Genomic DNA, 21,608 nt, shown 5'->3' with positions numbered 1-21,608 from the left:
GCTTGAGAGCTGTCTGCGCTCAGCTCGCGCCGCAGCACTGCTTGAATTTCTTGCCGCTGCCGCAGGGGCACGGATCGTTGCGGCCGACCTTGGGCGTCTCGCGGCGCAGCGTGCCCGAGCCGCGCTTGGCCTGCCAGAAGCGATAGATGTCGGTCACCGCCTGCGGCAAGTCCTCCTCGCAGTCGCTGATGATCTTTTCCCGTTCTTCGCCCTCCGGCCATTTCTCGCCGTGCTCGGACGCCGCCGCTTCGGCCTCGCCGGTCAGCACCATCATCGGGAACAGGCGTTCGTCGAGATAGTTGATCTCGTCGGCTTCATCCTCGTCGACCTCGCCATCCTCGGTCTCGCCGAGCGCAGCAAACCAGTCTTCCTCGGCCACGTCGACGCCGGCCAGATAGGACTGACACCACGGCACGTAGTCGCTCGGGCCGTTTTCGTCGCCCTCTTTGCCGTAGAGCAACAGGATGGGCGGCTCGCCGGCCGCCAGCTCCTCTTCCAGCGCGGCGGCGAAACGGCGCAGGAGGTCCGCCGCCTCGCGGCCGATTTCGGTTTCCAGCAGCGCTTCGTCGCCAAGCGCATCGGCCAGCCACTCTTCCTCGGGAATGGGTTGCGGGCCGGTGAGGGCGGCGCACAGGTAGCCCTGGATTTCATCGAGCCGCATCGCGTTGGGCAAGGCGTCGTCACTGAGCAGTTCTTCGAGACGGTCGAGTTCGGCGTCGGCCAGTTGCGCTTGCAGGGATTCGTTGGTCATTGTGTTCAACCTCTTGGCTTGTGTTCGATTGACTGGCGAAATCGGCGGGTTCGACGGGCGGGGCCGGACGCCAGACGGGAATGCAGTGTTCGACCATCGGCCGCACGGGGCGGGCGAACGAATCGCGCAAGCAAAATGATATTATAGGCGCCCGTTGTTGCCAGTGCGGCGTCATAGCGCCCTTTAACCACACCAACATCCAGCGCAGCCGATCCGGCTGCGTTCTATTTCATGCGCCTGACAAAGCTCAAACTCGCCGGTTTCAAGTCGTTCGTCGACCCGACGACGATTGCGCTGCCCGGGCAGCTGGTCGGCGTCGTCGGGCCGAACGGTTGCGGCAAGTCGAACGTGATGGATGCGGTGCGCTGGGTGCTCGGCGAATCGAAAGCCTCGGAATTGCGCGGCGAGTCGATGCAGGACGTCATCTTCAACGGTTCGAGCGGCCGTAAGCCCGTTTCACGCGCCTCGGTCGAACTCGTCTTCGACAACTCGCTCGGCCGCATCGCCGGCCAGTGGTCGCAGTACGCCGAGCTGTCGGTCAAGCGCCTGCTCACGCGCAGCGGCCAGTCCGAGTACTACATCAACAACCTGCACGTGCGGCGCAAGGACATCACCGATCTGTTTCTCGGGACAGGTCTCGGACCGCGCGCCTACGCCATCATCGGGCAGGGCACGATCTCGCGCATCATCGAGGCCAAGCCCGACGAGTTGCGCGTCTTCCTCGAAGAAGCCGCCGGCGTCACCAAGTACAAGGAGCGGCGCAAGGAGACAGAGAACCGGATCGCCGACACGCGCGAGAACCTGACGCGCGTCGAAGACATACGCAGCGAACTCGGTTCGCAGATGGAGCGACTCGAAGGACAGGCGGCGGTCGCCCGCCAGTATCGCGAATACAACGACGAACTGACGCGCAAACAGCAACTGCTCTGGCTCCTACGCCGTAACGAGGCGCAGGCTGAACGCGAGCGTCTGGCGCGCGAAGTCGAGCGCGCGGTGATCGACCTCGAGGCGCAGAACGCCGCGCTTCGCGAAACCGAAGCCCGTCTTGAAGAAGCGCGCGAAGCGCACTTCGCCGCGAGCGACGGCGTGCATGGTGCCCAGAGCGGACTGTTCAATGCCAACGCCGAAGTTGCCCGGCTCGAAGCCGAAATCCGCCATCGCCGCGAATCGCAGCAGGAATACGAATCGCGGCTGGCGCAGCTCACCGATGATCACGTGCATTGGCAAGGTCAGGTCGAGCAACTCGACGCCGACCACGAGCGCTGGCTGGAACTGTCGGCGCTGGCCGACGAACGCGTGGAGCAGGGCGAGATGCGTTTGGCCGCGCAGCAGGAGCGCTTGCCGATGGTCGAAGAGTCGCACGCCGACGCGCAGGAAGAAGTCAACGGGCAACGTTCGGCGCTGGCGCAGGCCGACCAGCGGCTGCAAGTCGAAATCACCAATCGCGGCCACGCGCAACGCTCCTTGCAAATCCTTGCCGGAAGGCGCGATCGCCTGAACCAGGAGCGCGAGGCGCTGCCGGTGCCCGACCACGCCGAGTTCGAGTTCAAGCAGGAAACGCTGGCCGAACTGCGCGAACGCATCGCCGAGGCGCAGGAAGAACTCGTCGCCAAACAGCAAGAGATCCCGCAGTTCGAGCGCCAGCGCCGCGAGGTGATGGCCGAAGTCCAGCATGTGCAGAAGGAGCGCGCCGAAGCGCACGCGCGCCGCGCCGCACTGGAGCAACTGCAGAAGCGCGTGCAGGGCGACGGCAAGCTCGGCGACTGGCTGCACCGGCATCGACTGGATCACCGCCAGCCGCTGTGGAAATCGCTGCACGTCGACGCCGGCTGGGAAGACGCGGTCGAGGCCGTCCTGCGCGAACGCATCGGTGCATTGACTGCCGATGCCGCCGACTCGGGCTGGAGCAAGGATCGGCCAGGCAGCAAGCTGACGCTGCTCTTGCCGCTCGAAGGCGCGACCGCGGCAGACGGTGCCGAACGACTGCTACACCACATCCGCTGCGATGATCCAAAACTCGCCGCGATTCTTGGCGACTGGCTGGGCGAGGTCTATACGGCGGCCGATCTGGCCTTTGCGCTGGCGCACCGCGAACGACTTTCGCCGACGGCGTGCTACGTGACGCCGGGTGGCGATGTCGTCTGCCGGCAGAGCGTCACGCTGTTCGCGCCAGACGCCGCCGGCCACGGCCTGCTCGAACGCCAGCGCGAGATCGAGGAACTCGGCGTGCTCATCGAGCAACGCGAGGAGCGCGTCGAGCAGGCGCAGGCGCGCATGGCCGAGATCGACTCGCGCATGGAAGACGCGCAAGCCGCGCTGCACGAATCGCGCCGGCATCTCGACGGCCTGCAGGAGCAGGCGCACGCGATCCAGGTCGAGACGCTCAAACTCTCGCAGGCGCTCGATCGCTTCCGCGAACGCCAGGAGCAGATCGACGCCAGCCTCGCCGAGATGCTGGCCGAGGAAGAGAGCGAGAACGAACGCCTGTTCATCGCCGACGAGGCGATCGAGACGCAGCGCGAGGAAATTCGCGAACTGCAGCTGGTGATGGACGGCGCACGTGCGCGGCTCGAACAGGCGGAGCGGGCGCTGCGCGACGAGCGCGAGCAGGTCAACAGTGTCGAGCGCGAGCTGCGCGAGGCACAGTTCTCGCAGCGCGAATGCCGCGGCAAGATCGACGAGATCACGCGTGGCCGCGAACTCGCCTGCAAGCAGATCGACCGCATCGTCGACGAATTGGCACGCTGCACCGAGAGTGCCGAAGCCATGCAGGCCGAAGACCTGGAACCCAGGCTGCAGGAGGCGCTGGAGACGCGTGTCGTCAGCGAACGCGCGATGGCGGCGGCGCGCGACGCGCTGGAAGCGGCAACGACGGGGCTGCGCGAACTCGAAGAACAGCGCATGCGCGTCGAGCACGGGCTCGAACCGCAGCGCGAACGCATCGGCGAGCTCAAGCTGAAGGAGCAGGCAGCGAGCCTCAACTACGAACAACAGGCGGCGCAACTGAGCGAGGTCGGCGCCGACGAGGCGAGTCTCGCCAACGACCTGGCCGGCGCCAAGCCGGGACCGCTGCAGGGTTCGATCACCAGTCTGCAGCGCTCGATCGAGGCGCTCGGCGCGGTCAACCTCGCCGCGCTCGAAGAACTCGAATCGGCGCGCGAGCGCAAGGGCTTCCTCGACGCGCAGTCGGAAGACCTGACGCAGGCGATGGAGACGCTGGAAAACGCGATCCGCCGCATCGACCGCGAGACGCGCGATCTGCTGCAATCGACCTACGATGCCGTCAACAAGAGCTTCGGCGAACTGTTCCCGATCCTCTTTGGCGGTGGCGAAGCCCGGCTGATCATGACCGGCGAGGAAATTCTCGACGCCGGCGTGCAGGTCATGGCGCAGCCGCCGGGCAAGAAAAATTCAACGATTCACCTGCTTTCCGGCGGCGAAAAGGCACTGACCGCGATTGCCCTGGTCTTTTCCATGTTCCAGCTCAACCCCGCGCCCTTCTGTCTGCTCGACGAAGTGGATGCGCCGCTGGACGATACCAACACCGAACGTTTTTGCGCGATGGTGCGCCGCATGTCGACCAATACGCAGTTCCTCTTCATCAGCCACAACAAGATCGCCATGGAAATGGCCGAACAGTTGGTCGGTGTGACGATGCAGGAATCGGGGGTTTCGCGTATCGTCGAAGTCGACATGGAAGAAGCGCTGCGCATGCGTGAACAGATCGTATAGGACTGAACATGACTGAATTGCAGATGGGTTTGCTCGGCCTGGGCGCGACCGCCGTGGTCGGCGTCTTCGCCTACAACAAGTGGCAGGAATACCGGCACCGCAAGCTGGCGGAGAAGGTACTGGACGTGCATCACGCCGATGTGCTGCTGGAAGAGGCGGTGCGCGAGCGCCCTGTCGCAGGTCCGGCCGCATCCGACGCTGACCTGTTCGGGACGGCCGCAGCATCGCCGTCGGCAGAGCGGGAAACGCCGCCGTTTGACGGCGAACCCGTCCTCCACCACGACCGCATCGAACCGGTGCTGCGTTTCGAGACGGAACCGGCGGAGGAAAGCGTCGATCCGGCTGCTGACGTAATCGACGCAATCGACGACATCGCGCCGCCGAAAATCCCGAAGGAGCCGGAGCACGACCCCGAATCGCTCCCCGAGCCGGTTCCGGCTTTAGCACCGGAGGCCACCAGGGTTCAAGCCGACGCGCACCGCGAGGTCGGCGATGTGCCTGAACCTACCCATCTGCTGTCGCCTCAGGTCGACTTCATCGCCGCATTCGAGGTTGTGGAACCCGCAGCGTCGTACCAGATTCTCGAATCGCAGGCCAACGTGCTGGCGCGCATCCGCAAGCCGGTGCATTGGCTGGGTTTCAATGAAACGACGCGCGAGTGGGACGTGATCGTTGACGACGGGCAGAGCGCGTATCGGCGCATTCGTGTCGGCCTGCAACTCGTCGATCGTCAAGGGCCGGCGAGCGATGGAGAGTTGTCGGTCTTCGCCGTCGCCATGCAGGATCTGGCCGAAGAAATGATGGCTATCGCCAGTCTGCCGGCGCGACCGGCGGCGTTGCAGATGGCCGCGGAACTTGACGCCTTCTGCGCCAGCGTCGATATCCAGATCGGCATCAACGTCATCAGCCAGGGGCAGGTGTTCGCCGGGACCAAGCTGCGCGCGCTGGCCGAAGCCGCCGGCATGGTGATCGACGCCGAACGGCGCTTCGTGCGTTGCGATGAGGACGGCAACGTACTCTACGTGCTGCTCAATCAGGAGAATCTCGGCTTCTCGACGGAGTCGATGAAGACGATGACGACGCACGGGCTGACCTTCCTGCTCGACGTGCCGCGCGTCGCGCACGGCGAGCGCGTGTTCAACCAGATGGTCGAGCTGGCCAGGCGCTTCGCGGACGTCCTGCGCGGCAGCCTGGTCGACGACAATCGTCGGCCGTTGTCCGAAGGCGCGCTCGAACCGATCCGCAAGCAGGTCGCACAGTTCCAGTCGACGATGGCGGCGCACGGCCTGCCGGCCGGCGGTTCGTTGGCGCGGCGGCTGTTTTCCTGATCCGGGGCATTCGAATGCATCCCCGCGAGCGCGCTAGTGAACTGCGCGCAGAGATCGAGAAACACAATCACCAGTACTACGTTCTCGATGCGCCGCTGATTTCGGACGCCGAATATGATCAGCTGTTTCGCGAGCTGCAGGCGCTCGAAACCGCGCACCCCGAACTGCGGACGCCCGATTCGCCGACGCGGCGCGTTGGCGGGCAGCCGCTCGATATGTTCAAACCGGTGCGCCATGTCGTGCCAATGCTGTCGATCCGCACAGAGACCGACGTCGAAGCGAGCGGTGCCTATGCCTTCGATGCACGCGTTCGCAAGGAATTGAAGCTCGCGGAAAGCGACCCGCCGGTCGAGTATGCGGCCGAACTCAAGTTCGACGGTCTGGCGATCAACCTGCGCTACGAGAACGGCGTGCTGGTCTGCGCGGCGACCCGCGGCGACGGCGAAACTGGCGAGGACGTGACGGCGAACGTGCGCACGATCGGCCAGATTCCGCTGCGCCTGCGTGCGGATAATCCGCCGGAAGTTCTGGAAGTGCGTGGCGAGATCTACATGAAGCGCGCCGACTTCGAGCGCTTCAACGCCAGGGCACTGGCGGCGGGCGAGAAAACGCTGGTCAACCCGCGTAACGGCGCGGCCGGCAGCATTCGGCAGCTGGACCCGCGCATCGCCGCGAGCCGGCCGTTGTCGTTCTTCGCTTACGGGCTCGGCGAGGTCCGGGGCTGGCTGGCGCCACCGACGCATGGTGCGGTGCTCGACGCGTTGGCGGCGTTCGGTCTGCCCGTGTGTGCCGAGCGCGCCGTGCTCTGCGGGCCGCAGGCGCTCGCCGATTTCCACGAGCGCATGGGCAATCGGCGGGCGGAATTGCCGTTCGACATCGACGGCGTCGTCTACAAGGTCAATTCGCTCGAGTTGCAGGCGGTCCTCGGCTTCGTTTCGCGCGAACCGCGCTGGGCCGTCGCGCACAAGTACCCGGCCGAAGAGGCAAGCACCGAAGTGCTCGGCATCGACATTCAGGTCGGTCGCACCGGCGCACTGACGCCGGTCGCGCGTCTGGCGCCCGTCTTCGTCGGCGGCGTGACGGTGACCAACGCCACGCTGCACAACGAGGACGAGGTGCGGCGCAAGGATGTTCATATCGGCGATACGGTCGTCGTGCGCCGCGCCGGCGACGTGATTCCGGAAGTCGTGCGCGTCGTGCCGGAGAAACGTCCGATCCTGGCGCCCGAGTTCATCATGCCGGCGACTTGCCCGGTCTGTGGCTCGCACGTGGTCAAGGCCGAAGACGAAGCCGTTGCGCGTTGCAGTGGCGGGCTCTACTGCCCGGCGCAACGCAAGCAGGCGCTGATCCATTTTGCTTCGCGGCGCGCGATGGATGTCGAAGGGCTGGGCGACAAACTCGTCGAACAACTCGTCGATGCCGGCATCGTGCGCACGCCGGCCGATCTCTACAACATGGGCCTGATGGCGCTGGTCAACCTGGACCGGATGGCCGAGAAATCGGCGACCAACCTGCTCGCGGCCATCGAGAAGAGCAAGCAGACGACGCTGGCCAGGTTCATCTACGCCCTCGGTATCCGCAACGTCGGCGAGACGACGGCCAAGGATCTGGCACGCCATTTCGGCAGCCTCGATCGCCTGATCGCCGCCAGTGACGACGAATGGCTCCAGGTCAATGATGTCGGCCCGGTGGTCGTCCAGTGTTTGCGCCAGTTTCTTTCCGAGTCGCACAACGTCGAAGTCATCGAGCAACTGCGTGCGGCAGGCGTCACCTGGGGCGAAGGTGAACCGCAGGTGACGACAGCCGGGAGGCTTGCCGGCAAGATATTCGTGCTCACCGGGACATTGCCAACGCTTTCGCGCGAAGAAGCGAAGGCGCTGATCGAGGCGGTCGGCGGCAAGGTCAGCGGCTCGGTATCGAAGAAGACTGATTATGTGGTTGCCGGCGAGGAAGCGGGCTCCAAGCTCGAAAAGGCGCAGGCGCTAGGTGTGACCGTGATCGATGAGGCACAATTGCGAGCCCTGCTGGGCGAACAATAAACAGAGAGGAGGGGCATCGAATGAAAAAAGTCAGAAAAGCAGTCTTCCCGGTCGCGGGGCTCGGTACGCGATTTCTCCCGGCGACGAAGGCCAGTCCGAAGGAAATGATGCCGATCGTCGACAAGCCGCTGATCCAGTATGCCGTCGAAGAAGCCGCGGCGGCGGGGATCACCGACATGGTTTTCGTGACGGGCCGCACCAAGCGCTCGATCGAGGACCACTTCGACAAGGCTTACGAACTCGAAACCGAACTCGCGCTCAAGCACAAAACCGAGATGCTCGAAACCGTGCGCTCGCTCCTGCCCAAAAACATCAACTGCATCTACATCCGCCAGCCGGAAGCGCTCGGCCTCGGACACGCCGTCCTGTGTGCCAAGCCGGTGATCGGCGACGAACCCTTCGCCATCCTGCTCGCCGACGACCTGCTCGATGCCGAGCCGCCGGTGATGAAGCAGATGACCGACGTCTTCGACGAACATCAGTGCTCGGTGATCGGCGTGCTCGACGTGCCGCGTGCGGAGACGCGCAGCTACGGCATCGTCAAGTCGTCATACGTCAGCGAGCGTCTCGAACGTTTCGAAGGCGTCGTCGAGAAACCGAAGCCCGAGGAAGCGCCATCGACGCTGGCCGTCGTCGGGCGCTACATCCTCACGCCGCGCATCTTCCATCACCTGGAGAACGTCAAGCCGGGCTCCGGCGGCGAAATCCAGCTGACCGACGGCATGGCTGCCCTGCTTGCCGAAGAGCAGGTCCTCGCCTACCGCTACCTCGGCAAACGCTACGACTGCGGTTCCAAGCTGGGCTACCTCGAAGCGACCGTTGATTTTGGTCGGCGCCACCCGGAAGTCGGCGCCGATTTCTCGAATTACTTGAAAACCCTGGAACACGCATGACTGATATACAAGAAATCAAGGACATCCTGGCTTCGGCCGATGTCATCCATACCGAAGAAGAAGTCGCCGCGGCGGTCAGCCGTGTCGCGCGCGAAATCACCGAGAAGCTGGGCGAAACCAACCCGCTGCTCCTCGTCGTGATGAGCGGCGGCGTGCCGTTTGCCGGCCACCTGATGACGCAACTGCACTTCCCGCTTGAGTTCGACTATCTGCATGTAACGCGCTACGGCCAGGAAACCTCCGGCGGCGCGCTTTCCTGGCGTGCTGCGCCGTGGACGCCGGTCAAGGGGCGCACCGTCATCATCCTCGACGACATTCTCGACGAAGGATTGACCCTGGCGGCCATCGTCGAGCGCATGAAGGAGCTCGGCGCGCGTGCGTGCTATACCGCCGTGGCGACCGACAAGCTCAACGGCAAGAACAAGCCGCTCAAGGCCGACTTCGTTGCACTGACCGTACCGGATCGTTTCGTATTCGGCTACGGCATGGATGTGCGCGGCGCCTTCCGCAATCTCCCGGCCATCTACGCCATGAAGGAGGAGTGACATGCTCGCGGTGATCGGTGGTAGCGGTCTTGGTCAGCTCGCCAACCTCAACGTCTCGCATCGGGAAGTGCTGCGCACGCCCTACGGCGAGCCGTCCGGTGCGGTGACCTTTGGCCAGATCTGCGGTCGCGAAGTCGCGTTTCTGGCGCGCCACGGTTACGGCCACACGATCCCGCCGCACGAAGTCAATTACCAGGCCAACATCTGGGCGCTCTGCAACCGCGGTGTCACACGCATCGTCTCGGTGGCCTCGGTCGGTTGTATCCGTGCCGATCTGAAACCTGGCGATGTCGTGATTCCGCATCAGATCATCGACTATACGTGGGGCCGCAAGTCGACCTTCCACGAAGGACCGGACAAATCTGTCACGCACATCGATTTCACCGAACCCTACGATGAGCCGCTGCGCCGGAAACTGATCGCTGCGGCCAGGCTTGCCGGAATTGTCGTCTGCGATAACGCGGTCTATGCCACGACGCAGGGCCCGCGCCTGGAAACGGCGGCGGAAATCAATCGTCTCGAACGCGACGGCGCAGACGTCGTGGGGATGACCGGGATGCCCGAGGCCTCTCTGGCGCGCGAATTGGGTGTTCCCTATGCCGCGATCAGCGTTGTCGCCAATTACGCGGCCGGACGCGCCGATAGCCGCAATGGAATCAGCTTTGACGCGATTCAAGGCGCTTTGCCCGAGTCAATGGAACACGTGCGCCGCATCATCGAAACTGTGGTCGGTCATGGCGATCCGGCCAGTTCTTAAGATGGGCGATCCTCGCCTGTGGCAGCAGGCGAGGGCGGTCGATGCATTTGACGCGCCGCAGTTGCACGCGCTGATTGCCGACATGCAGGAGACGATGAGTCATCTCAATGGCGCGGGACTTGCTACACCGCAGATTGGCGTCGACTTGCGCGTCGTCATTTTCGGCATCGAAAGCAACCCGCGTTACCCGAATGCGGAAAGCGTGCCTTTCACGATCCTGATCAACCCGGTTCTGACGCCACTATCCGGGGAAATGGAAGACGGCTGGGAAGGCTGCCTGTCGGTACCCGGCTTGAGAGGCCTGGTGCCGCGCTGGCGACATCTGCGCTACACCGGTTTCGACCCTTACGGCGCGCCGATCGAGCGCGAGGTGGAAGGTTTCCACGCACGTGTCGTCCAGCACGAGTGCGATCACCTGGACGGGATTCTCTACCCGAGTCGAATCCGCGACTTCCGCAGCTTCGGCTTTACCGAAGAACTCTTCCCCGACGCAGCCTTCGCGCCGGACGATTGACGAGCATGCTCAACACTTCAGGCGGTCGATCAGCTCGGTTTCCAGCCTGATCCGATCGTTACTGTCGCCGAGGTCGCCGCCGCTGATCAGGAAAGTGTCCTCGACCCGCTCGCCGAGCGTGACGATCTTCGCCGTATGCAGGTTGGCGCCGTGCGCCGCGAGCGTCATGGCGACGGTGTACAGCAGGCCGGGTCGATCGGCGGCGCTGACCGAGAGCACGAAATACACGTCCTTTTCGTCGGCCTGGATCGTCACCGTCGGTTGAATCGGGAAGTGCTTCACCTGGCGCGATAGCCGTCCGCTCGCCGGCGCTTCGGGTGCCGCCTGACGCGTCAGACGGTCAGTCAGTTCGTGCTCGATGTAGGCGAGCATGTCCTTGTCCCGATCACGTCCGCTGACGTCAAGCAGCATGAAGCTGTCCAGCGCGTAGCCGTTGCGCGTCGTGTGAATCTTGGCGTCCATGATGTTGAAGCCGGCGCGGCTGAAAAAGCCGACCATGCGCGCGAACAGGTCGCGCTGATCGAGCGTGTAGGCCATGACTTCGATGCCGTCGCCGTGGATGTTGATGCGCGCCTTGACGATCGGTTTGTGGCTGTCGAGACGGTAGTGCAGGGCGCGGGCATGCCAGCAAATCTCTTCGGCGGAGTGGCGCAGAAAGTAAACCGTGTCAAGCTGGTTCCACAAGCGCTCGTGTGCGTTCTCGGGGATCGCAAAATAGCGCAGCAGGCGCAAGGACTCTTCCTGCCGTTCCTGGATGATGCCTTGTGTAACAGGCGCCTGGCCGCCCGACAGCAGCAATCGGCGCGTCTGCGTATAGAGCTGTTCGAGCAGCTGGCCTTTCCAGGTGTTCCAGACCTTCGGGCTGGTGCCGCGGATATCGGCCACGGTAAACAGGTACAACGCCGTCAGGTGACGTACATCCTTCACGATCACAGCGAAGTCGGCCAGAATGTCCGGGTCCGAGATGTCCTTCTTTTGCGCGACGTTCGACATGACGAGGTGCTGGCGAACGATCCAGACGATCAGCTCCGAGTCTTCCTCGTTCAGGCCATGACTTGTGCAGAACTCGAGTGCGTCGACAGCGCCAAGCTCCGAGTGTCCGCCGCCGCGTCCTTTGGCGATGTCGTGGAAGATCGCGGCGACGTAGAGCACCCACGCGCGATCGAAGTTGCTGATCAGCTGGCTGCAGAACGGATATTCGTGCCCGAACTCGGACTCCGAGAAGCGGCGCAGATTGCGCAGCACGCGCAGGATGTGCTGGTCGACCGTATAGGCGTGAAAGAGGTCGTGCTGCATCTGGCCGACGATCGCGCCAAAGTTCGGCAGGTAGAGTCCGAGGATGTCGAACTGGTTCATCCGCCGGAGTTCGTGCAGCACGCCGCGCGGCTGTTTGAACAATTCGACAAAACACGCCTTGTTTTCCGGGTCGTTGCGGAAAGCGTCGTCGATCAGCGGCCGTGCCCGCCACAGCGCGCGGATCGTGCGCGCGGTCATGCCTTTCAGCTCGGAATGCTGCTGCATGACGAGGAAGGCCTCGAGAATGGCGCCCGGCTTCTTGTTGAAGACCTCTTCATCCGTTACATCTAGCAGCTGGTGCGTGTTCTGGAAGCGTTCGTTGATCGCTTGCGGGATCTGATTGGCCGGCGGAAAGATCGCCGTGCCCATGTTCTGGAGCAGGATGGTGTTGAGCTGGGTGACCGACTTGGCCGTGCGGTAGTACTCCTGCATCAGCAGTTCGCTGGCGCGTCGGGTCGGCGAGTCGAAGAAACCGAGCTGTTCGGCGAGTGCCGTTTGATAGTCGAACAGGATGCGGTCCTCGCGCCGGCCGACGAGCAGGTGCAGATGCACGCGCAGGCGCTGCAGGAACAGTTCGCGTCGCTCGAGGCCGAGTCGCTCGCGCTCGGTGATGAAACCGTGCTGTTCGAGATCGCTCCAGCTGTTGCCGTATCCGGCCGCCTGGGCGATCCAGAGGATCGTCTGCAGGTCGCGTAGTCCGCCCGGGCTTTCCTTGCAGTTGGGCTCAAGGCTGTAGGGCGACTCTTCAAAACGGAGGTAACGCTCGTCCTGCTCGACGCGCTTTGAGTGAAAGAAGGCCAGCGGGTCGAGCTGCTGGCGGAAGCGCGTCTTGAAGTCCTCGAAGAGTGCTTCGTTGCCGGCAAGCCGCCGCGCTTCCACGAGCGCGGTCTGGACCGTCAGGTCGGCCGCGGCTTCCTCCAGACACTCGTTGACGGTGCGGACACTGTGACCGATCTCGAGCCCGATGTCCCAGAACAGGCCGACCAGCTGCTCAAGCTGCGCCTTGAGACCGGTGTCGGCAGATTTATCGAGCAAGAGCAGCAAGTCGATGTCGGATTTCGGCCACAACTCTCCGCGGCCGTAGCCGCCGACCGCCACGAGGGCGAGCGAAGCGGGGAAGTCGAGATCAGCCCACAAGTCGCCAAGGAGCGTATCCACCAGATGCCGGCGACCCAAGAGCAAGGCTGGGACGTCCCTAGTATCTGCATACTGCTGTTTAAGCGCCGTTTGCTCTACCTGCAGGCGGTTTCGGTAGCGCGCCAGCAGATCGCTACGGGCGCCGGAGGCGAGAATCATGGGTTCAGCTTGAGGAAATCGGGTGGGGTGCGCGCACCTTCGGATAGCGTCATCACTTCAAACCCGGCCTCGGTTACGAGTATCGTGTGCTCCCATTGCGCCGACAGGCTATGGTCCTTGGTGACGATCGTCCAGCCGTCGGCCAGTTCGCGGATCGCCGCCTTGCCGGCATTGATCATCGGCTCGATGGTAAAGATCATGTTCGCCTTCAACTCGAGGCCCGTACCCGGCTTGCCGTAGTGAACGACCTGCGGATCCTCGTGAAAGCGCGCGCCGATGCCGTGACCGCAAAATTCCCGCACCACGGAATAGCCCGACTTCTCTGCATGTTGCTGGATCGCATGGCCGATATCACCCAGTCGCGCACCAGGTTTGACCTGGGCGATGCCGATCCACAGGCATTCAAAGGTGACCTCGCAAAGCCGCTTCGCCTGTATTGACGCATCGCCCACGAGGAACATGCGGCTCGTGTCTCCGTGATAGCCGTCCTTGATCGTCGTGATGTCGATATTGACGATGTCGCCGCTCTTGAGTTGCTTGTCGCCGGGAACGCCGTGACAAACCTGATGATTGACCGAAGTGCAGATCGACTTCGGGTAGGGCTTGTAGCCGGACGGCGCGTAGTTGAGCGGTGCCGGGATGCATTGCTGGACGTTGACCATATAGTCGTGGCAAAGCCGGTCGATTTCGCCGGTCGTCACGCCGGGTTTGACGAAAGGCGTAATGTAGTCGAGCACCTCGGCCGCCAGTCGGCCGGCAACGCGCATTTTCTGGATTTCGTCGGGGGTTTTGAGTGTGATGCTCATCTGGTCGGCGGCGTACAGGCAATGGGAAAGCGGGCAGAATAAAGGAAGGAGGGTGCTTACGCAATTTGCCCGGCGGGTTGATGCGCAATCGTGGAACCTTCGGCCGAAACTGGAATTCCACGATCTGCGATGGTACAATCCGCCGGTTTTTTCGACCCTGATCGAAAAAACAGCGCACCAAACGGTTCGCGAGGCGATCCGCTATGGATCGTCAACTACGCACATTCGCCTGTTAAAGGGTGCCCGCCGTGGTTTTCGCTGAGTCACTCAGCAACCAGGTGGGCGTAATTGGGCGAATGGTGGTTTAACCCTGATATAAGGAACTAGTATGTCCACGACCATGCGTCAAATGCTGGAAGCCGGTGTCCATTTCGGCCATCAAACCCGCTTCTGGAACCCGAAAATGGCCCCGTTCATCTTCGGTGCTCGCAGCAAGATTCATATCGTCAACCTCGAGAAGACGCTTGCCAAATACAACGAAGCCATGGCTTTCGTTCGCAAGTTGTCGGCCAACAAGGGCAACATCCTGTTCGTTGGTACCAAGCGCCAGGCGCGTGAAATCATCGCGGAAGAGGCCCGTCGTGCCGACTCCGCATTCGTCGACCAGCGCTGGTTGGGTGGCATGCTGACCAACTTCAAGACGATCAAGCAATCGATCAAGCGTCTCAAGGACATGGAGACGATGGTTGAGGATGGTTCCCTCGAAAAGCTCGGCAAGAAGGAAGCGCTGATGACCCAGCGCGAACTGGCCAAGCTGGAGAAGTCCATCGGCGGTATCAAGGAAATGGGCGCGCTGCCGGACGCTTTGTTCGTGATCGACGTTGGCTACCACAAGATCGCCATTACCGAAGCCAACAAGCTTGGTATCCCGGTGATCGCCGTTGTTGATACGAACCACTCGCCTGAAGGCGTGGACTACATCATCCCGGGCAACGACGACTCTTCAAGCGCGATCCGTCTGTATGCCCGTGGCGTTGCCGACTCGATCCTTGAGGGCCGTAGCCAGTTCGTCGAGGAAATCGTCGCAGCAACTTCCAGCGACGAATTCGTCGAAGAGGCCGTCGAAGAGGCCGAATAACATTCCTGAGGACTGTTCCCGGGTCGTGCGCTGAAAGCACGCTACCGGGAGCTCTGTTTGAACTGTTCTAGCATGGAACGGCCGGGATTTCCGGCCGTATCCGCAAGTGGAGAAGAAAATGGCGGCAATTACCGCAAGCATGGTGGCAGAACTGCGCGCAAAGACCGATGCGCCGATGATGGAATGCAAGAAGGCCCTGACCGAAGCTGACGGCGATCTGGGCAAGGCGGAAGAAATTCTGCGTGTAAAGCTGGGTAACAAGGCAACCAAGGCCGCGACGCGTATTACCGCGGAAGGCGTCGTTGCCGTGAGCATTTCGGCCGACGGCAAGCTCGGTTCGATCATCGAAATTAACTGCGAAACCGACTTCGTCGCCAAGAATGACGAGTTCCTGGCTTTGACGAAGGGCTGCGCAGAACTCGTGGCCAGCAAGAACCCGGCCGACGTTGCCGCGCTGTCGTCGCTGCCGATGGGTGAAGGCACTGTCGAAACCACGCGTTCGGCGCTGGTTGGCAAGATCGGCGAAAACATGTCGGCGCGTCGTTTCGTTCGCGTCGAAGCCAAGGGCAAGCTCGTTTCGTACGTGCATGGCGGCGCGAAAGTCGGCGTTCTCGTTGACATCGTTGGCGGTGACGAGCAACTCGGCAAGGATATCGCGATGCACATCGCCGCCTCGAAGCCAAAGGCGCTCGACGCATCCGGTGTTTCCTCGGAACTGCTCGATACCGAACGTCGTATCGCCATTGAAAAGGCACGCGCCGACAATAAGCCGGAAGCGATGCTCGAGAAGATCGCCGAAGGTACGGTGCAGAAGTTCCTCAAGGAAGTCACGCTGCTGGCGCAAGTGTTCGTCAAGGCCGAAGACGGCAAGCAGACGATCGAGCAACTGCTCAAGGCCAAGGGTGCATCGGTTGCCGGTTTCACGCTGTACGTTGTTGGCGAGGGCTTGGAGAAGCGCTCGAACGACTTCGCCGCAGAAGTTGCTGCCCAGGCAGCGGCCGCCCAGAAATAAGCCTGTAGGTAATCGCCATGACCGAAGCCAGCCCGAACCCGAAATTCAAACGCATTCTTCTCAAACTGTCCGGCGAGGCCCTGATGGGGTCAGACGCTTACGGCATCAATCGCCAGACGATTTCCGAAATCGTCGGCGAGGTCAAGAGTGTCGTTGATCTAGGTGTTCAGGTTGGTGTCGTGATTGGCGGCGGCAACATCTTTCGTGGCGTAGCGCCGGCGGCAAATGGCATGGATCGTGCCCAGGCCGACTACATGGGCATGCTGGCCACGGTGATGAACGGCCTTGCGTTGCAGGATGCGATGCGCGTTGCCGGCATGGTTGCGCGTGTGCAATCGGCGCTGAACATCGAGCAGGTCGTCGAGCCGTACATTCGCGGACGGGCCATCCGTTACCTGGAGCAGGGACGGACGGTGATCTTTGCCGGCGGGACGGGTAATCCCTTCTTCACCACGGATACGGCGGCCGCATTGCGCGGAGCAGAAATCGGTGCCGAGATCGTGCTCAAGGCGACGAAGGTGGATGGGATCTATTCGGCTGATCCGAAGAAGGATCCCCAAGCTACTCGCTACGACAAGATCAGTTTCAACGAGGCGATTTCGAAGAGCCTCGCTGTGATGGACGCGACCGCGTTTGCGCTGTGCCGGGATCAGAAGTTGCCTATCAATGTATTCTCGATTTTCAAACCAGGCGCCCTGAAGCGCGTCGTCATGGGTGAAAGCGAAGGAACGCTGGTTTACTGCTGAGGGAAAACGTGATGACGATTGCTGATGTAAAAAGCACTACCGAGCACAAGATGCAGAAATCCGTCGAGGCGCTCAAGATCGATCTGGCGAAAGTTCGCACCGGGCGTGCGCATATCGGTCTCCTGGATCACGTGCAGGTCGATTACTACGGGTCGATGGTGCCGGTGAACACGGTCGCGAACGTGACGCTGCTCGACACCCGGACGCTGGGCGTTCAGCCCTGGGAAAAGAACATGGTTTCCAAGGTCGAGAAGGCGATTCGCGACTGTGACCTTGGCCTGAATCCGGCAGCGCAGGGTGACGTGATTCGCGTGCCGATGCCCGCGCTCACTGAAGAGCGCCGCCGTGACCTGATCAAGGTCGTCAAGCACGAATGTGAAAATGCGCGGGTTGCCATGCGCAATCTCCGTCGCGATGCAAACGCGACGTTGAAGGATCTGCTGAAGAACAAGGCGTGTTCGGAAGACGAGGAACGTCGCGCACAGGACGATATCCAGAAGCTCACCGACAAGTACGTCGCGGAAGTCGACAAGCAGTTTGCACAAAAAGAAGTCGAGTTGATGGCCATCTAAGGACGGCTTGCACGATACGCCCGATGGCAACCTTTACCAGCTCAACGCGTTGCGTACCCGACGCGACGGATGTCCCGCGGCACATCGCCATCATCATGGACGGCAATGGACGCTGGGCGAAGAAGCGTTTTCTGCCGCGAGTCGCCGGCCATAGGCGCGGTGTCGAAACGGTGCGCGACTCGGTCAAGTACTGCCTTGCGCGCGGTATCAAGCACCTGACGCTCTTCGCCTTCAGTTCGGAAAACTGGCGGCGTCCCGAGGAGGAGGTGACGCTGCTCATGCAGTTGTTCGTGCGTGCGCTGCAGCAGGAAGTCTCAAAACTGGACAAAAACGGCGTCCGCCTGCGGGTGGTCGGCGATTTGTCGCGTTTTGATCCAGAACTGCGATCGCTGATCTCGGCTTCCGAAGAGAAAACCCGCGAAAACGACAAGCTGATTCTGACGATAGCGGCGAACTATGGCGGTCGATGGGACATCATGCAGGCGGTCAATCGCATGGCCGCCGAGCGCGGTGAGAAGCATGCGGACTGGACTGAAGACGATCTGGCGCCTTTCCTGTCCATGAGTTACGCGCCCGAACCGGATCTCTTCATTCGTACCGGCGGTGAGGAGCGCGTCAGCAACTTTCTGCTGTGGCAACTTGCCTACTCGGAGTTCTACTTCACCGATACGCTCTGGCCGGAATTTGATTCGGCCGCTTTTGATGCGGCGATCGTCTCCTTTCAAACGCGCGAACGCCGCTTCGGGCGAACCAGCGAGCAATTGCTTGAGAAGAATGGCACCTCGAGCAACGCGGTTTCGCTGCCGGAATCGACGTTGATTCGATCCTCAAGCGCAATTCAAAATGCTTAAAACGCGGATTGTTACCGCGATTGTCCTGGTAAGTGCCTTCCTTCTGGCGCTTTTCTATTTGCCACCGATCGGTTGGCTGGCCGTTTCGACCCTGATTGCCGCGCTGGCCGCGTGGGAGTGGGGCGCACTGATCGGTTTGGGCAGGCAGGCTCGAGTCTTGTTGGGTCTCGCTGTCGTCGTGGTGGCGGTGCTCACGGCAGTCGCGAGCCCGGGGACAGTAGGTATCGCCGTGGAATCGGATTCTACGACCATCGCGCTCGGTCGGTGGTTCTACTATCCTTCGGCGGCATTCTGGATTCTGGTTGCGCCGATCTGGATGAAGTCACGATGGAAAGTTTACGGCTCGGCGCTTGGCGTCCTGGTCGGCGCCGTGGTCATCCTGCCGACCTGGCTAGCCTTGATTCAGATCAAGCTGGCGGGTGAACTCACGTTGCTGGCGATCATGGCCACCGTCTGGCTGGCTGATATTGCCGCGTACTTTTCGGGGCGCACGTTCGGCCGCCACAAGCTTGCACCAGCAATAAGCCCTGGAAAGACGTGGGAAGGAGCCATTGGTGGCGTGTTGGCAGTCGTCGTCTATGGATTCTTGTTTTTGTCGGTCCTGCCGAAGGAACTCGCCGGGAGTCCGGGCTTGTTATGCATGCTCTTGGTTACTTTTGCGGCATTCAGCATCGTCGGTGACTTGTTTGAGTCCCTGCTGAAGCGTCAAGCCGGACTGAAGGACAGCAGCGGAATTCTTCCCGGGCACGGGGGCGTACTCGATCGCATCGACAGTCTGACTTCGACCTTGCCGATGGCCGCGATCGCCTTGCATTACTTCTCTCTTTGACAGTTGCTCGCGTATGCAGAAGCTGACGATTCTCGGTTCGACCGGTTCCATTGGCGTGAGTACGCTCGACGTCATCCGGCGGCATCCTGACAGGTATGCCGTTGTTGCGTTGTGCGGACACAGCCAGATCGATCGGTTGTTCGCGCAATGCATCGAGTTCATGCCGGCGTTCGCCGTGGTTCGCGACGAAGCCCTTGCCAGCGAGTTGTCGAATCGTTTGCGCGCCGCCAGGAGCCTTACGCGTGTCGAATTCGGGCCACAAGCTTTGGTCAAGATGGCCGGATTGCCGGAGGTCGACACCGTCATGGCGGCGATTGTCGGTGCGGCTGGATTGCCTTCGACTCTCGCAGCGGCGATCGCCGGAAAGCGAGTCCTGCTGGCGAACAAGGAGGCGCTCGTCATGGCTGGCCCCGTTTTCATGCGGGCGGTCAAGGAGCATGGCGCCGTGTTGCTGCCAATCGACAGCGAACACAACGCGATCTTTCAGTCTTTGCCTCGCGACTACGCTGGTGACATGCAGGGCTGCGGGGTAAGAAATCTGCTGCTGACGGCTTCGGGCGGGCCGTTCCGTACTACGCCTCTGTCGGACCTTGAGCACGTCACGCCGGACCAGGCTTGTGCGCACCCCAAGTGGGCCATGGGGCGAAAGATCTCTGTCGACTCCGCGACAATGATGAACAAGGGACTCGAAATGATCGAAGCCCACTGGTTGTTCAACGTTCCGCCCGAGAAGATACAGGTCGTCATTCATCCGCAAAGCGTCGTGCATTCGCTGGTGCAGTATGTGGACGGCTCGGTTATTGCGGAACTCGGCAATCCCGACATGCGGACGCCGATTGCTCATGCGTTGGCGTATCCGGAACGGGTCGACGCCGGCGTTGCGCCGCTCGATCTGTTCGAAGTGTCGACGCTGCAATTCGAGCGGCCATGTCTGGATCGGTTCCCGTGTTTGCGCTTGGCCTTCAAAGCGCTGCAAGAAGGCGAGAGCGCGCCAACCATCCTGAACGCGGCGAACGAAATCGCCGTTCAGTTGTTCCTCGACGGGCTCATCGGCTATCTGACCATTCCGCGCGTGATCGAAGAGGTGATGGGGCGTTGTCGGTTGCGTACGCTGAAATCTCTCGACGATGTCCTGGCTGCCGACACGGATGCGCGTGTCGTCGCCCGACAAGTCGTTAGCGAACTCGGGCGCACATGAACGACTTTCTATTCTACTTGGCGGCGTTTGTTCTGGTGCTGGGGGTGTTGATTGTCGTGCATGAATTCGGACACTACCTTGTCGCGCGCATTGCAGGCGTCAAGGTGTTGCGATTCTCGGTTGGATTCGGGCGTGCACTTTGGTCGAGGCGGTTTGGACATGACCAGACGGAGTTCTCGATCGGTGCTTTCCCCATTGGCGGCTACGTCAAAATGCTCGATGAGCGCGAAGGGCGTGTCGCCCCCAACGAACTGCATCGCAGCTTCAACCGCAAGAACGTCTGGCGACGCATGGCGATCGTGGCTGCCGGCCCGATGGCCAACCTGTTGCTGGCCGTCGTCCTGTTCTGGACGCTTTTCGTCAGCGGCACGGACGAACCTAAACCCGTCCTCGGAAAGCCGTTCGTTGGCAGTCCGGCCGAACTTGCCGGCATCCAAAATGGCGAACAGGTTCTGAAACTGGCGGGGGAGCCGATCAGAACATGGCAGGAAATGCGCTGGTCCCTGTTGCGCCGCGCGGTCGATCAGGACGCCGTTGAGTTCGAGGTTATCAACGAGCGCAATGAGGTTGCGATCCGCCGCCTGGACGTGAAGGCCGCCAAGGTTGACGGATGGCAAGGGGATGCTCTGGAGAAACTTGGCCTCACCGTATTCCGCCCGAGAATACCGCCGGTCATCGGATCCGTCATTCCGGGCAGCCCGGCTGAAGCATCGGGCTTGCGTGAAGGCGACGTGATTGCGCGAATCGCGGACACGGTCGTTACAAGCTGGACGGATGTCGTGCGGCGCGTTCGGGAGTCGCCTGAAGTTTCAATTTCCCTTCTGGTCGAGCGTAATGGCGAGAGGCTGTCCGTGACGGTCACGCCAGAACGAACGTTCGAGAGAGGGATTGTCTTTGGTCGGATAGGCGCTTCCGTCGATGAGAGTGGTGTGGATCTTGACGCCTTGCTCGTGCGTGTCAGCTACGGTCCTGTCGTTTCGCTTCAGAAGGCCGTGAGCGAGACGTGGGACAAGTCGGTGTTCAGTCTGCGAATGATCGGCAAGATGATCACCGGTGACATCTCGCTTCGAAACATCAGCGGCCCGGTTACGATCGCAGACTACGCTGGACAGTCAGCCAAGCTCGGCCTCGACTACTACCTGAAGTTCCTGGCGCTGGTCAGCATCAGTCTGGCCGTTCTGAACCTGCTCCCGGTGCCGATTCTGGATGGGGGGCATTTGCTGTATTATGTTCTCGAAATCATCAGGCGAAAGCCGCTTTCAGATCGCGCCATGGAGATCGGCCAACAGGTCGGTATGGCGCTGATGCTCATGCTGATGGCTCTTGCCTTCTACAATGATCTCAATCGATTGATTTCCGGCTGAA

19 protein-coding genes are annotated in these 21,608 nt (G+C 61.8%); 16 read left to right on the top strand and 3 right to left on the bottom strand.

Going from position 1 to position 21,608, the window contains the following annotated elements:
* Positions 1-19: 19 nt before the first annotated feature.
* Positions 20-751 carry a UPF0149 family protein gene (locus KBA32_RS01930; RefSeq protein ID WP_294354467.1) on the bottom strand — a complete coding sequence of 244 codons (732 nt, stop codon included), beginning with the start codon at positions 749-751 and terminating at the stop codon, positions 20-22.
* Positions 752-982: 231 nt separating this feature from the next.
* Here KBA32_RS01930 and smc point away from each other — a divergent pair, with 231 nt between their 5' ends.
* Genes smc through def form a run of 7 tightly spaced genes read left to right on the top strand, consistent with a single transcriptional unit; the run spans position 983 to position 10,559 of the window.
* A complete protein-coding gene (gene smc, locus KBA32_RS01925) occupies positions 983-4,483 on the top strand; it encodes a chromosome segregation protein SMC (protein ID WP_294354464.1) in 3,501 nt (1,166 codons plus the stop codon).
* 8 nt (positions 4,484-4,491) lie between these two features.
* Positions 4,492-5,811, top strand: a complete 1,320-nt coding sequence (locus KBA32_RS01920) for a cell division protein ZipA C-terminal FtsZ-binding domain-containing protein (RefSeq protein WP_294354461.1) — start codon at positions 4,492-4,494, stop codon at positions 5,809-5,811.
* Between the two features lie 14 nt (positions 5,812-5,825).
* A complete protein-coding gene (gene ligA, locus KBA32_RS01915; protein ID WP_294354458.1) occupies positions 5,826-7,850 on the top strand; it encodes an NAD-dependent DNA ligase LigA in 2,025 nt (674 codons plus the stop codon).
* 20 nt (positions 7,851-7,870) lie between these two features.
* Positions 7,871-8,743 (top strand): UTP--glucose-1-phosphate uridylyltransferase GalU, encoded by an 873-nt coding sequence (gene galU / locus KBA32_RS01910; RefSeq protein ID WP_294354453.1) that lies wholly within the window; start codon positions 7,871-7,873, stop codon positions 8,741-8,743.
* Positions 8,740-9,288: a hypoxanthine-guanine phosphoribosyltransferase gene (locus KBA32_RS01905; protein WP_294354450.1), complete on the top strand. Its 549-nt coding sequence runs from the start codon at positions 8,740-8,742 to the stop codon at positions 9,286-9,288. Before galU ends, KBA32_RS01905 begins: the two co-directional genes overlap by 4 nt.
* A 1-nt stretch (position 9,289) precedes the next feature.
* The gene (locus KBA32_RS01900) at positions 9,290-10,045 is read left to right on the top strand and encodes an S-methyl-5'-thioinosine phosphorylase (protein WP_294354448.1); all 756 of its coding nucleotides are present in this window, start codon (positions 9,290-9,292) and stop codon (positions 10,043-10,045) included.
* Complete coding sequence (def, locus tag KBA32_RS01895) at positions 10,023-10,559, top strand: peptide deformylase (protein ID WP_294354444.1); 537 nt, start codon at positions 10,023-10,025, stop codon at positions 10,557-10,559. The genes KBA32_RS01900 and def overlap by 23 nt, the downstream gene beginning before the upstream one ends.
* Positions 10,560-10,568: 9 nt before the next feature.
* Here def and KBA32_RS01890 read toward each other — a convergent pair whose 3' ends face one another.
* Both KBA32_RS01890 and map read right to left on the bottom strand, forming a co-directional pair.
* Positions 10,569-13,151 (bottom strand): [protein-PII] uridylyltransferase, encoded by a 2,583-nt coding sequence (locus KBA32_RS01890; protein ID WP_294354441.1) that lies wholly within the window; start codon positions 13,149-13,151, stop codon positions 10,569-10,571.
* Complete coding sequence (gene map / locus KBA32_RS01885; RefSeq protein WP_294354438.1) at positions 13,148-13,957, bottom strand: type I methionyl aminopeptidase; 810 nt, start codon at positions 13,955-13,957, stop codon at positions 13,148-13,150. The genes KBA32_RS01890 and map overlap by 4 nt, the downstream gene beginning before the upstream one ends.
* Before the next feature lie 52 nt (positions 13,958-14,009).
* Here map and KBA32_RS01880 point away from each other — a divergent pair, with 52 nt between their 5' ends.
* The 9 genes from KBA32_RS01880 (at position 14,010) to rseP (ending at position 21,607) form a co-directional block, all read left to right on the top strand.
* Positions 14,010-14,219: a hypothetical protein gene (locus KBA32_RS01880; protein WP_294354436.1), complete on the top strand. Its 210-nt coding sequence runs from the start codon at positions 14,010-14,012 to the stop codon at positions 14,217-14,219.
* Between the two features lie 66 nt (positions 14,220-14,285).
* Positions 14,286-15,035 (top strand): 30S ribosomal protein S2, encoded by a 750-nt coding sequence (gene rpsB, locus KBA32_RS01875; protein ID WP_294354433.1) that lies wholly within the window; start codon positions 14,286-14,288, stop codon positions 15,033-15,035.
* Positions 15,036-15,153: 118 nt separating this feature from the next.
* Positions 15,154-16,047 carry a translation elongation factor Ts gene (gene tsf / locus KBA32_RS01870; protein ID WP_294354431.1) on the top strand — a complete coding sequence of 298 codons (894 nt, stop codon included), beginning with the start codon at positions 15,154-15,156 and terminating at the stop codon, positions 16,045-16,047.
* 17 nt (positions 16,048-16,064) lie between these two features.
* Positions 16,065-16,793: a UMP kinase gene (gene pyrH, locus KBA32_RS01865; RefSeq protein ID WP_294354428.1), complete on the top strand. Its 729-nt coding sequence runs from the start codon at positions 16,065-16,067 to the stop codon at positions 16,791-16,793.
* Between the two features lie 11 nt (positions 16,794-16,804).
* On the top strand, positions 16,805-17,365 hold the full coding sequence (gene frr, locus KBA32_RS01860) for a ribosome recycling factor (RefSeq protein ID WP_294354425.1): 561 nt from the start codon (positions 16,805-16,807) through the stop codon (positions 17,363-17,365).
* Positions 17,366-17,388: 23 nt separating this feature from the next.
* Complete coding sequence (gene uppS / locus KBA32_RS01855) at positions 17,389-18,216, top strand: polyprenyl diphosphate synthase (RefSeq protein WP_294354542.1); 828 nt, start codon at positions 17,389-17,391, stop codon at positions 18,214-18,216.
* The gene (locus tag KBA32_RS01850; RefSeq protein ID WP_294354422.1) at positions 18,209-19,045 is read left to right on the top strand and encodes a phosphatidate cytidylyltransferase; all 837 of its coding nucleotides are present in this window, start codon (positions 18,209-18,211) and stop codon (positions 19,043-19,045) included. Before uppS ends, KBA32_RS01850 begins: the two co-directional genes overlap by 8 nt.
* A 13-nt stretch (positions 19,046-19,058) precedes the next feature.
* Complete coding sequence (gene ispC, locus KBA32_RS01845; protein WP_294354419.1) at positions 19,059-20,243, top strand: 1-deoxy-D-xylulose-5-phosphate reductoisomerase; 1,185 nt, start codon at positions 19,059-19,061, stop codon at positions 20,241-20,243.
* Positions 20,240-21,607: an RIP metalloprotease RseP gene (gene rseP, locus KBA32_RS01840; RefSeq protein ID WP_294354416.1), complete on the top strand. Its 1,368-nt coding sequence runs from the start codon at positions 20,240-20,242 to the stop codon at positions 21,605-21,607. The genes ispC and rseP overlap by 4 nt, the downstream gene beginning before the upstream one ends.
* Position 21,608: the final 1 nt, after the last annotated feature.

This window comes from Propionivibrio sp. (genome assembly GCF_017995515.1).
Taxonomy (GTDB): Bacteria; Pseudomonadota; Gammaproteobacteria; order Burkholderiales; family Rhodocyclaceae; genus Propionivibrio.
This window is presented reverse-complemented; position numbering and strand designations above follow the sequence as displayed.

Bases quoted from the DNA above. Each gene is read 5' to 3' on its own strand.
- rpsB (WP_294354433.1), top strand. From the start codon at position 14,286: ATGTCCACGACCATGCGTCAAATGCTGGAAGCCGGTGTCCATTTCGGC.
- rseP (WP_294354416.1), top strand. From the start codon at position 20,240: ATGAACGACTTTCTATTCTACTTGGCGGCGTTTGTTCTGGTGCTGGGG.
- pyrH (WP_294354428.1), top strand. From the start codon at position 16,065: ATGACCGAAGCCAGCCCGAACCCGAAATTCAAACGCATTCTTCTCAAA.
- KBA32_RS01850 (WP_294354422.1), top strand. From the start codon at position 18,209: ATGCTTAAAACGCGGATTGTTACCGCGATTGTCCTGGTAAGTGCCTTC.
- KBA32_RS01905 (WP_294354450.1), top strand. From the start codon at position 8,740: ATGACTGATATACAAGAAATCAAGGACATCCTGGCTTCGGCCGATGTC.
- KBA32_RS01890 (WP_294354441.1), bottom strand. From the start codon at position 13,151: ATGATTCTCGCCTCCGGCGCCCGTAGCGATCTGCTGGCGCGCTACCGA.
- frr (WP_294354425.1), top strand. From the start codon at position 16,805: ATGACGATTGCTGATGTAAAAAGCACTACCGAGCACAAGATGCAGAAA.
- KBA32_RS01900 (WP_294354448.1), top strand. From the start codon at position 9,290: ATGCTCGCGGTGATCGGTGGTAGCGGTCTTGGTCAGCTCGCCAACCTC.
- KBA32_RS01920 (WP_294354461.1), top strand. From the start codon at position 4,492: ATGACTGAATTGCAGATGGGTTTGCTCGGCCTGGGCGCGACCGCCGTG.
- def (WP_294354444.1), top strand. From the start codon at position 10,023: ATGGCGATCCGGCCAGTTCTTAAGATGGGCGATCCTCGCCTGTGGCAG.
- ligA (WP_294354458.1), top strand. From the start codon at position 5,826: ATGCATCCCCGCGAGCGCGCTAGTGAACTGCGCGCAGAGATCGAGAAA.
- uppS (WP_294354542.1), top strand. From the start codon at position 17,389: ATGGCAACCTTTACCAGCTCAACGCGTTGCGTACCCGACGCGACGGAT.
- map (WP_294354438.1), bottom strand. From the start codon at position 13,957: ATGAGCATCACACTCAAAACCCCCGACGAAATCCAGAAAATGCGCGTT.
- KBA32_RS01930 (WP_294354467.1), bottom strand. From the start codon at position 751: ATGACCAACGAATCCCTGCAAGCGCAACTGGCCGACGCCGAACTCGAC.
- galU (WP_294354453.1), top strand. From the start codon at position 7,871: ATGAAAAAAGTCAGAAAAGCAGTCTTCCCGGTCGCGGGGCTCGGTACG.
- ispC (WP_294354419.1), top strand. From the start codon at position 19,059: ATGCAGAAGCTGACGATTCTCGGTTCGACCGGTTCCATTGGCGTGAGT.
- smc (WP_294354464.1), top strand. From the start codon at position 983: ATGCGCCTGACAAAGCTCAAACTCGCCGGTTTCAAGTCGTTCGTCGAC.
- tsf (WP_294354431.1), top strand. From the start codon at position 15,154: ATGGCGGCAATTACCGCAAGCATGGTGGCAGAACTGCGCGCAAAGACC.